Raw genomic sequence first — 10,852 nt, forward strand, 5'->3', positions numbered from 1 at the left:
CTGGGGGTCGCCCAGCGAGATGTGGGCAATCGGAATCAGGCGGCCGTTCGAGTCTCGGCAGAAGTCTTCGACCCAGCGGTTATAGGCCCGGGCGTAAGCGGCTTGCAGCTCCAGGTCATCAAGATTTTCGGCCTCCCACAACAGCCCCAGGCTGGGATAGATGATCGCCTTGTCCAGGCCCTCCTGGTCCATGCGTTCCAGCCGCTCGGTGGGAACCATCGAGCCGAACGGCGCCTGGCCGACATAGGTTTTATCCGGGTGGGGTTCGAGATCCTCGCCCGTTTTGCCCATCGCCCCGGAAATGGCCAATCCGCCCGGGCGGACATATTTGGCCGGTGCGCCGCCGACCTCGACGACCTCCAGCCCGTCGTGGTTGGGCCGGATGCGCAGGGCGCGGTCACGGAACTGGGGATCGATATATTTTTCCCACGTATCGGGTGGCTCGAGAATATGACCATCGGCGTCAATCGCGCCGGCATACGGAAATGTCTGATTCTGCTCCTTCTGCCAGGTCTTTCTAGCCTACCCGTCGGGCTTGGACAACACGCGGCCTCTTGCACGTCGCGCGCTTTGTCTCCATTGTTGGACGGATGTGCAGCCCCATACACCAAGGCCAGTCCAGTGAGCACCTCACCCTCCCCCGCCAGTCCGACGACCGACATGATGGCCCAGTACCACCGGGTCAAAGCCGAGTACCAGGAAACCCTGGTCTTTTTTCGGTTTGGCGATTTCTATGAGATGTTTTACGACGACGCGGCGATTGCGGCCCGCGCCCTCGACATCACCCTGACCTCGCGGCCGCAGGGCAAAAACACCGAACGGGTGCCCATGTGCGGGGTGCCCCACTACCGGCTCGACACCTATCTCAGCCGCCTGGTCGAAAAAGGCTTCAAGGTCGCCATCTGTGAACAGCTGGAAGGCAGCCACAAGGGGCGGGGCCTGCTGCGGCGCGAGGTCGTCCGGGTCGTCACCCCGGGCACGCTGTTCGAGACCGGCGATGCCGAGCGCAGCCTGGCGGCGGTGTGTTCCGACTCCGCCGACCGGGTCGGCCTGGCCGTGCTGGCCCTGACCACCGGCGAGTTCATGCTGGCCCAGACGAACCGGACCGAGCTGCCCAGCCTGCTGGCAAAATTCCCGGCCCAGGAAATCCTGCTGCGGGCAAGCGAAGCCGATGACGCCGGCTGGCAGCCCCAGGCGCATATGACCCAGCGGCCGGACACCGACTTTCGCCTGACCACGGCCCGCCGGGCCCTGAGCCGCCGCTTTGGCCGGACGCAGGTCACGCCGCTGACCGCCTCCCACCCCCAGGCCCTGGCCGCAGCCGGTGCCCTGCTGGCCTATGTGACCGAAACCCAGCAAGACTTTCTGCCCCACATCACAGCCCCCCAGGTCTACCGCAGTGAAGCCTTCGTGTTTCTCGACCCCCAGACCCAGCGCAACCTGGAGCTGGTCGAAAACCTGCTGGAGGGCGGGTCGCACGGCTCGCTGCTGTCGGTCCTTGACGCCTCAAAAACCCGCATGGGCTACCGCCGTCTCCGTCACTGCCTGCTGCATCCGCTGCGCTCGGTGGACGCCATCCGTCAGCGCCAGGAGGCAGTCGCCGCACTGCTGGCCCAGCCCCAGACCCGCACCACCCTACAGGCCGGTCTGGCACAGATTCTCGATCTTGAACGCCTGACCTCACGCACGACCTCGGCGGTCGCCACCCCGCGCGACCTGGCCGCCCTGGCCGTCTCGCTGGCTCCCCTGGCGGCGCTGCGTGAATTCCTGTCCGGCCTGTCCGCCGGGCTGCTGGCCGAGCTGCACCAGACGCTCGATCCCCTGGAGGATGTCCGGTCCGAAATCCAACGCGTCCTGGTCGAGGAGCCCAAGGCCGGGGCCAAGGACGGCGGTCTGATTCGAGACGGGGTGAGCGCCGAACTGGACGAGCTGCGGGCCATACAGACTGACGGCAGCGGCTGGCTGGCGCGCTACGAGCAGCAGGAACGCCAGCGCACGGCCATTCCCAACCTCAAGGTCGGCTTCAACCGGGTGTTCGGCTACTATCTGGAAGTGACGAAGTCACACCTGGAGCTGGTGCCCAAGACCTATACCCGGCGGCAAACCCTGGTCAACGCCGAACGCTTCATCACCCCGGCCCTGCACCGCTTTGAGGACAAGATGCTGTCGGCCAGCGACCGCAGCAAACAGCTGGAGTATGTCCTGTTCAGCACCCTGCGCGATCAGGTCGCGGCTCAGGCCGACCGGCTACGCCAGACCGCCCACACCCTCGGTCTGCTCGACCTGGTGTGCGCCTTTGCCGAGGTCGCCGGTAAAAAGGGCTGGGTCCGGCCGCAGGTCGGCGAAGACTATGCTCTGTCCCTCACCCAGGGCCGTCACCCGGTGCTCGAAAACCACACCGCGCCCTTCGTACCCAACGATCTGGCCCTGGATGCAGACACCCACCTGCTGATTCTGACCGGTCCGAACGCGGCCGGCAAAAGCACCTATGTGCGCCAGGCAGCCCTGCTGGTGGTGCTGGCCCAGATCGGCAGCTTCGTGCCGGCCGAGGCGGCCACGGTCGGCGTGGTGGACCGGATTTTTACCCGGGTCGGGGCGGCCGATTTTCTGGCCCAGGGGCTGTCAACCTTCATGGTCGAGATGACCGAAACGGCCAACATCCTGCGTCAGGCCACGGACAAGAGTCTGGTCATTCTCGACGAGGTCGGGCGCGGCACCGGCACCTCGGACGGACAGGCGATTGCCCAGGCCGTGGCCGAAAGCCTGGCCCGGGACATCAAGGCCAAAACTCACGAGCTGGCCGGCCTGGCGGATACCATCCCGGGTATTGCCAACGCCCGCCTGGACGTTCGGGAAGAACACGACGAGGTCACGTTTCTGTACACCGTCGTGCCCGGCGCAGCCCAGAAGAGCTATGGGGTGTATGTGGCCCAGCTGGCCGGCCTGCCCTCGCACGTTGTGCAGCGAGCTAAAGACCTGCTGCTGAGCTGGCAAGCGAACCAGCACACGGACGCCTATGTGGCAGAAAGCTTGCGCCGGGCCGACCCCGTCGGAATCACGAAGAATGGTCGTAGGCCGTCTCAAGACGTGCAGCCAGTCCTGGCCCGACTGGCCAGGGTTGATCCGCTGCATACCACGCCGATCGACGCCCTGGTGGTCCTGGCCGAGTTGAAGAAGCTGGCCGAGGGCGATCAAGAGAAATAGCTGCCCGTTTCCCGTCACTCTTGAACTGCGGAGAGCGAGCTGGGGTCAGCACGATCAGCAAATCCCCAAGTGAACGCTGCCCTTTGCCACTTGCCAGCTCGTCAATCGCTTTGTCTGTTGTCGCCACACAAAAATCCCCCTGCGCTAGCGCAGGGGGATTTTTCCGGCCCGAGTACCTCACGCCGGGATTGCTATTGAGACACCGCTCCACGGCTACAGGGACCACGCAGACGGTTGGTCCGCTGGGGAAATGACGACTTAGAGGCCGTAGACCTGAGCGACGTTATCGCCGATGACCTTGCGACGGGTTTCGTCGCCCATCGGCTCGACCAGCTCCAGCAGCTCGTCCATGTAGTTGTCGGGATGGTCGAAGTGAGGAAAATCCGAGGCCCAGAAGAATTTGTCATTGCCGACAAAATCCACCACATTGCCAAACGCCTTCTCGTCGGGGTCGCCCGAGATCCAGCACTGGCGGTGAAAATAGTAGCTGGGCTTTTCCTTGAGCGGCACCGACTCACCCAGCGGGCTGTCGTACACCGCGTCCATGCGGTTGAGCAGATAGCCGGCCCAGCCCGCGCCGGACTCCAGCACAATGATCTTCACCTGTGGAAAGCGGTCGAACAGACCGTACTGAAACAGGGCGGTAAAGGCTTGCAGCGGCCCCTGCCCGCCGTGCACGTTGAAGTGCCACAGCGCCCACTTCTGCATGTCGTGAAAGCGCTGGTGGACCCGCTTGGCCGGCGGCTCGCCGCTGGGATGGATGCCGACCGGCACGTCCAACTCCTGGGCCTTGGCCCAGAAGGGGTCGTAGTCGGGGTTGGCGTGGGACTTGTTGGTCGGCGTGAACGGCACCACAAACGCACCCCGACAGCCGTCTTTGACCGCCCGTTCCAGCTCGCCGGCCGCCTCCTGGGGATCGCCAAAGGAGATGTGGGCGATGGGAATCAAACGCCCGGACGAATCCCGGCAGAAATCCGCCACCCAGCGGTTGTAGGCTCTGGCATAGGCGGCCTGGAGTCCCAGATCGCCCAGATCCTCGGTCTCCCAGATCAGCCCCAGGCTGGGATACACAATCGCCTTGTTCAGACCCTCGGCGTCCATGCGTTGCAGGCGTTGTTGGGGGTCCATCGAGCCGAACGGGGCCATGTTGACATAGGTCCGGTCGGGGTGCGGCTCGACCTCTTCGGGCGTTTTACCCATCCCGCCAAACGCGGCCAGCTGGCCGGGCTTGATGTACTTGGCCGGCCGGCCGGCGATTTCGAGGACTTCCAGGCCGTCCGGGCCAACCGTCACCCGCATGGCCTGGTCCTGATACTTGGGGTCAATATACTTCTCCCAGGCATCAGGCGTCTCAAGGATATGCCCGTCGGCGTCAATCGCGCCACGATACGGAAACGTCTTATTGTTGGTGACAGACGACATAACTCTCCCTCCTCAACTGGTGAATCAACTTTCTGAACTCAGGAGTATGTTCTAGCGCACTTGACGCCCCTCGACAAGGGTTTTTCGGCAATGGCCACAAACCGCCACAGACACGCCGGCCGACTTCTGCTAGGCTGTCCCGGGCGTACATGAAAATCCGCATTCTGCCTCCAGACGTTCAGCAACAGATTGCCGCCGGCGAGGTCATAGAGCGACCGGCCAGCGTGGTCAAGGAACTCATTGAAAACGCCCTGGATGCCAGCGCCGACACGATTCGGGTCGAAATCCAGGAGGGCGGCCGGCGGCTGATCAAGGTCACCGACAACGGTCCGGGCATGGCCGCCGCCGATGTCGGTCTGGCGTGTGAGCGTTTTGCGACCAGCAAGATCACCAGCGCCACCGATATCGCCCGGATTCGGACCTTCGGCTTTCGGGGCGAAGCCCTGCCAAGCATTGCCTCGGTCTCCCGCCTGCGACTGCTGACCCGCCAGCGCACGGACCAGCTCGGCACCGAACACCGCCTCGAGGCCGGCCGGCCGGTCTCCCAGCGCCAGGCCGGGGCGCCGGTCGGCACCAGCGTCGAGGTCTGGGACGTGTTTTACAACACCCCGGCCCGCCGCCGGTTCATGCGCAGCCTGCGCACCGAGTACGGCCATATCCTGGGCACCTTTACCCGCTTTGCGCTGGCCTTTCCCGACACGAGCCTGTCCCTGTCGTTTGACGGCCGCGAGGTCTACAACTTCCAGCCCGGCTCGCTCCAGGAGCGACTGACGGCCTGCTTTGGCGGCGAGACGAGTTCGGGTCTGGAGGAGGTGGAAAACGCGGGTCTGAGCGGCCGGGTGTGGGGAGCCGTGCTGCCCAGCCAGTCGGGCTGGCAGCGGCGCTACTATCTGTTCGTCAACCGCCGCCCGGTCCGCGACCGGACGCTGTACCGGGCCGTCCGAGACGCCTGGGGCGAGGCCGGCGGGCTGGTCCTGCTCTTTCTCGAACTGCACCCCTCGCAGCTCGACGTCAACATCCATCCGGCCAAGGCCGAGGTCCGCTTCCGGGACGATACGGCCATCTACAGCCTGGTCCGAAGCGCGCTCGAACACCGCCAGCGTCCGGCCTGGCTGCAAACCGAGGCCGTGGCAGAACAGCAGGAAGCCTACGACGGAGCGTCCGTCAATGGCTTCGCGCTGGTCGGTCAGGTGGAAAACAGCTTCCTGCTGACCGTATCCGAGGGCCACGTCTACCTCCTGGACCAGCACGCGGCCGAGGAGCGGGTCTTGTACGAACGGCTGCAAGACGGCCGGGTCCAGGCCAGGCGCCTGATTGCGCCCCAGGTGGTCAAACTGTCGATTGACGAGCAAGCCTTCCTGGACGACACGGCCGAGGCCTTGTCGGCGTGCTGTTTTGAGCTGGACGCCTTCGGTCCCGGGGTGGTCGCGCTACGGGCTGTGCCGGATTTTCTTGAACCCCAGTCCTCAGGCCTGATTTTCTCGCGGCTGCTGGCCCGCCTGCGCAACAAAAAAGAGGACATCCGCCAGGCCCTGTCCTGCCTGGCGGCCCTCAAAGCCGGCCAGCCGCTGAGCCGCGACGCCCAGGAACAGCTGCTTACGGCCTGGACGCAGACCGCCCACCCCCACGCCTGCGCGCATGATCGCCCGGCCTATTTCCGGCTGTCGCTGGACGAGGTACGGCGCAGGCTGGGACGGACGGGCTTGAGCTGCGAGTTTGAGGGTAATGACGAGGCCTGAACGAATCGAACCAGCCTAATCTCCTGGGGGGTGCCAGCCAGCCTCAACCCACTCACGTCTGACCATGATGGCGATGACATGATTGAGTTGGAGAGCGACAACTGTTGCCCGACCGCAGGCGGTCCGTCCAATGATACGTGTTCCGTCTTTGCTCCACTCGAAGTGTCTGGCCCAGCTCTGGCGTCGAGGATTAAAGAGCCTCACGCTTCGGTCTGTAGCGGGATCACGGGCGCGCGTCTGGGTTGCCTTGAATCCGTTGCACATCCTGCAGGCGAGCCACAGATTATCTTCCGCATCAGCCCCGCCACGGGCTTTTGGGAGAATATGGTCGATCTCCAGCTGCCCAAGAACGTACTGTTGCGAACTCTGACAATAGCCGCACCTGTTCCGAGCCTGAGACCGCGTTCGGTCTCGCACGGCAGCTGAGACTGAGCCAGGCATTAGGATTCAAGAGGGTCCTGTAGGCCACGCTGGACGGCCTCGCGGAGAGCCTGGGCCTTGCGAAGCAGTCCTGCCTGGTAGCGTTGCATGAGCGCAAACAACTCGGCCTGCTCCGCAGCCGAGAGCTTGTCAGCCTGTTGTTTGTCGAGAAGGAGACTGAGTTTTCGATCCTGACTTGGGGGCAATTGGAGTTGAGTGAGGGCCAAAAGGTCTTCATTCGAGAGGTCTGCCACCGGTGTCAACTCTTCTGATAATGCGTCGAACGGAGGGAGGGAAATCGTGAGAGTGCGAGTCAGAATCTCCGTCACCTCACAGCTTATCAGGCGGGCCAAGCGCTCAGCCTTTTGATACACCTCGTCCGGCAAAGTGAGGGTGACCTGCGTACTCATGAGAGGCTCTCCTTGGCTACTCGTCCGTATGGTATGCCAAATGACCGGATTCTACCATACGCCACGCCAGCGCTTCCTCCCCTTTCTTGCAGCCCCGGCACCCGAGATGGTACAGTCCGGCTCATTCCCTACACGCTTGAGCGAGGAGAATGGTAGTGCAGAAAAAATTCCGCTTTATCGACAGCGACGCCCATATTCTCGAACCGAACGACATGTTCGAGCGCTATCTCGATCCCAAGTTTCGCCATCAGATGCCCAAAACGTGGCTGTTCTACGACGGAGACCCGCTGGGTTTCCGTTTTGAGCTGTCCATCCCCAACCCCGACGGCGGCAGCTACACCATGCCCTTTGGCCGCGACCCGATTGATTCCAGCGTTATGGGCCCGGCCTCGTTCGACCCCGGGGTACGGGTCAGCCTGCCGGGTCAGGACGAAGCCTACGCCGAGTTTGCCAAACAGAATTTTCCGCCCGAGATGTACCCCGTAGCCATGGAACGGACGGGGATCGACTACATGGTCGTCTACCCCTCGGTCGGTCTGCTGTCGGTGGCCGTGCCCAAGATGGCGGCCGACACGGCCGCAGCCTATCGGCGGGCGTATAACGACTGGCTGTACAACTTCTGCTCGGCGGCCGGCGGTCGGGTCTTCGGGGCCGGCTCGGTAGACCTGCGCGACGCCGAGGAGGCGGCGCGTGAGGCGCGCCGGTGCGTCACAGACCTCGGCTTCAAGGCCATTCACATCAACCCGGTGCCGGTCGGCCAGCACCGGCTGTACGACGAGTTCTATGAACCGCTGTGGAACGCCCTCGAAGACCTCGACGTGCCGCTGGCCGTCCACACCGGCACCGGCACTGCAGCCGACGACATGCTCTACCACTATATTCCGCGCCTGCGTTCGGCCCAGACGACCGTCGCCTTCACCATCGGCAATATGCTGGCCTGCACCTCGCTCATTATGGGCGGCGTGCTGGAACGCCATCCGCGCCTGCGGGTGGTCCACCTGGAATCCGGCGCGGGCTGGGTGCCTTTCTGGCTCGACCGACTCGGCGCCAGCGTCCAGGGCGGCTTTCGCGGCCTGGAGATTCCCGGACTGAGCAAGCATCCGATCGAGTACTTTCAGCGCCAGTGCTACATCTCGGCCGACCCGGACGACCCGGGCATCAAACAGACGATTGACCTGCTGGGCGATGACAACATCGTGACCGCCACCGACTTTGGTCATCCCGAAGGCCGCCAGTATGCCTGGGCGGTCAAAGAACTCATGGCCCTTGAGGGCGTATCGGACGACAGCAAGAAGAAAATCATGTGGGACAACGCCCTGAAGCTGTACCCGATTCAGCCCGACTAACACCAGGAGGGGAACGATGAAGATCACCCGTTTTTACGCTACCGAGGACGGCGGTTCGCGCTTCATGGACATCGACATTCCGATCACCACCCCGCAGCAGGACGCCGACGGCCACACCCTGATGCTGTCCAACGCCTACGTCTCACCGTCGGTGCGCTTTGTGGAGCTGCCGGCCGGCATGTCCCAAACCTGGCATAACGCGCCCCAGCGCCAGATTGTCGTCGTGCTGTCGGGGACGCTGGAAGTCGGCACGACCGATCAGCAGACCCGGCAGTGGCAGGCCGGCCAAGCCTTTCTGGCCGACGACGTGACCGGCAAGGGCCATACCACGCGGACCGTCGGTGGGCCGGCCAGCGTCTTCTTTGCTCCCCTGCCGGACGGTTTCGATCTGGACAACTGGTCGGCCTAGATTATCATGATTTCTTCCAAGCAGACTGGCTGACGTCATAGGGCCGGCCCGCGCTTCGGACGAGAGTAAGGAGAAAGCCGTGCTGACCGCATATATCCAGGCAGCTATGGACAAAGCCCACTATGAACTTTTGCCCGACGGAGAGGGGTATTTTGGAAGTATTGAGGAGATGGAAGGCGTATGGGCCAACGCTGACACTCTCGAAGCCTGTCGGGCAGAACTCCAAGAAGTCTTGGAAGCCTGGATCATCCTTGGGCTGAAGATGGGCCATCCCCTGCCTTCAGTCGAGGGTATATCCTTGGATATCCAAGAAGTCGCCTAATGCCACCTTTTGGTCCTATAGAGCGTCACGATCTGATTTATTTCCTCACGAGAACAGACTGGGAACGGCTTTCTTAGCCGGCACCCTGCGCCAGCCGCAGTCCCTCCGTTTTCAAGCAAGGTGCTCAGGTGAAACAGCTATGACACACGCCTCAACCAGCTACCGCCAGCTTCGTCGCTGGCAGTACGGTCTCATCCTGTTCCTCACCCTGGGCATCCTGGGCATGAGCCTCTTCTTCTACCGACGGGCGCTGTTTTTCACCGTACTGGTACCGATCGGATTTGCCCCCTTCTCGTATGCCCGGCTGCGGCTCCACGCCGCTCTTGAGCAGGCTCTGGGTTCTTCTGGGGGCCTCTTTCGAGCCACGCGGTGGCTCGGTCTGGCGTGCGATATCATTCTGGCCGCCCAGTTTCTGACCGGCCGCTGGAGTGACGAGCTGCCGCTGCTCCACGCGCCCGGGGTGTCCTGGGTCGGAGCGATCTGGTACAGCGCCTATCTGTTGCTGTTCTTCGGCTATATGGGCCTGGACCTGTGGTCGCTCGGCCGGCGCGGTCTGAAACGTCTCGTTCAGACCGCCGAGCCAGCTGCCGACAGCGTGGTTTCGCCCCAGCGCCGTCGCTTTCTTCGCCAGGCCGGCGCACTGGGCGTGGCAACACCGTTCATGTTTTCGGCGTCAGGGGTCAAGACCTCGTACGACTTGCAGCTCGAAGAGCGCGAGCTGGTCCTGCCCCACTGGCCCCGGGAACTGGACGGCCTGCGCGTGGCCCATTTATCCGACATCCATGTCGGGGGGTATATGAACCGGCGGCGGCTCCTGCATATGGCCGACCTGACCAATAGCGCCAAGGCCGATGTCATACTCCATACCGGCGATTTTCTGACCCACCGGGTCGGCGACTTCGACATCCCCCTGTACGAAGCCCTGGCCCGCATTCAGGCCCCGTATGGCCAGTGGGCGTGCCTGGGCAACCACGATTTTGACAACCCGACCCGCCTCGTCTCGCTGCTCGACCAGGCCGGGGTGCACACCCTGCGCAACGCCCTGGTCAGCCTGTCGATCGACGGCCATAAGCTGGAAGTCGTGGGCCTGGACTACTTCCTGCGTATGACCGGCAGTCCGGCCGAGCGCTACGCCGAGATTCTGCGCGCCTGGCAGCCCCAGGCTCCCCGCATCCTGCTCAACCATGACCCGCGCGGCTTTGAGCTGCTGCCGGACAACTGCGCCGACCTGGTGCTGTCCGGCCACACCCACGGCGGGCACATCGGCATCCCGCTGGGCCAGGACACCCTGGTGTCGGTGATCGGGCTGCTCGGCATCCCGGATCAGGGGATTTTTCAGCGCGGCGACATGCGCATGTTCGTCACCCGCTGTGTCGGTTTCTACGGCTATCCGATGCGCCTGGGGATTGCTCCCGAGATTGCCCTGCTGACGCTGCGTTCCCCATCCAGACCCGACACAGAGATCAGGGCATGAGGCTGCACTCCCTGCACCACGTTCCGTTTGAGGGTCTGGGCAGTATGGCGGCCTGGGCCCAGGCCCGAGGCCATCGGCTGAGCGCCAGCCAGCTGTATGCGGACGC

The 10,852-nt window shown here is 63.6% G+C and carries 10 protein-coding genes; 6 read left to right on the forward strand and 4 right to left on the reverse strand.

Annotated elements, in window-relative coordinates:
• Positions 1-291, reverse strand: a 291-nt coding sequence (locus J4F42_19380) for a hypothetical protein (GenBank protein MCE2487680.1), incomplete at its 3' end; no start/stop codon positions are given.
• Between the two features lie 330 nt (positions 292-621).
• Between J4F42_19380 and mutS the strand changes: the two genes are divergently transcribed.
• Positions 622-3,204 carry a DNA mismatch repair protein MutS gene (gene mutS, locus J4F42_19385; GenBank protein MCE2487681.1) on the forward strand — a complete coding sequence of 861 codons (2,583 nt, stop codon included), beginning with the start codon at positions 622-624 and terminating at the stop codon, positions 3,202-3,204.
• A 258-nt stretch (positions 3,205-3,462) separates the two neighbouring features.
• Here mutS and J4F42_19390 read toward each other — a convergent pair whose 3' ends face one another.
• Complete coding sequence (locus J4F42_19390; protein MCE2487682.1) at positions 3,463-4,626, reverse strand: amidohydrolase family protein; 1,164 nt, start codon at positions 4,624-4,626, stop codon at positions 3,463-3,465.
• A 149-nt stretch (positions 4,627-4,775) separates the two neighbouring features.
• Here J4F42_19390 and mutL point away from each other — a divergent pair, with 149 nt between their 5' ends.
• On the forward strand, positions 4,776-6,365 hold the full coding sequence (gene mutL / locus J4F42_19395; GenBank protein ID MCE2487683.1) for a DNA mismatch repair endonuclease MutL: 1,590 nt from the start codon (positions 4,776-4,778) through the stop codon (positions 6,363-6,365).
• Positions 6,366-6,380: 15 nt separating this feature from the next.
• On the opposite strand, the gene J4F42_19400 is transcribed toward mutL, so the two are convergent.
• Together J4F42_19400 and J4F42_19405 are read right to left on the reverse strand one after the other, a co-directional pair.
• Positions 6,381-6,782, reverse strand: a complete 402-nt coding sequence (locus tag J4F42_19400) for an HNH endonuclease (GenBank protein ID MCE2487684.1) — start codon at positions 6,780-6,782, stop codon at positions 6,381-6,383.
• A gap of 23 nt (positions 6,783-6,805) precedes the next feature.
• Positions 6,806-7,195 (reverse strand): hypothetical protein, encoded by a 390-nt coding sequence (locus tag J4F42_19405; GenBank protein ID MCE2487685.1) that lies wholly within the window; start codon positions 7,193-7,195, stop codon positions 6,806-6,808.
• A 155-nt stretch (positions 7,196-7,350) separates the two neighbouring features.
• Between J4F42_19405 and J4F42_19410 the strand changes: the two genes are divergently transcribed.
• The 4 genes from J4F42_19410 to J4F42_19425 all read left to right on the forward strand — a co-directional run bounded on the left by J4F42_19410 (position 7,351) and on the right by J4F42_19425 (position 10,746).
• The gene (locus J4F42_19410; GenBank protein MCE2487686.1) at positions 7,351-8,541 is read left to right on the forward strand and encodes an amidohydrolase; all 1,191 of its coding nucleotides are present in this window, start codon (positions 7,351-7,353) and stop codon (positions 8,539-8,541) included.
• 16 nt (positions 8,542-8,557) lie between these two features.
• The gene (locus J4F42_19415; protein ID MCE2487687.1) at positions 8,558-8,950 is read left to right on the forward strand and encodes a hypothetical protein; all 393 of its coding nucleotides are present in this window, start codon (positions 8,558-8,560) and stop codon (positions 8,948-8,950) included.
• A gap of 79 nt (positions 8,951-9,029) precedes the next feature.
• Positions 9,030-9,272 carry a type II toxin-antitoxin system HicB family antitoxin gene (locus J4F42_19420; GenBank protein MCE2487688.1) on the forward strand — a complete coding sequence of 81 codons (243 nt, stop codon included), beginning with the start codon at positions 9,030-9,032 and terminating at the stop codon, positions 9,270-9,272.
• 139 nt (positions 9,273-9,411) lie between these two features.
• The gene (locus J4F42_19425; GenBank protein MCE2487689.1) at positions 9,412-10,746 is read left to right on the forward strand and encodes a metallophosphoesterase; all 1,335 of its coding nucleotides are present in this window, start codon (positions 9,412-9,414) and stop codon (positions 10,744-10,746) included.
• Positions 10,747-10,852 lie beyond the last annotated feature (106 nt).

This window comes from Desulfurellaceae bacterium (assembly GCA_021296095.1).
Taxonomy (GTDB): Bacteria; Desulfobacterota; Binatia; order Bin18; family Bin18; genus JAAXHF01.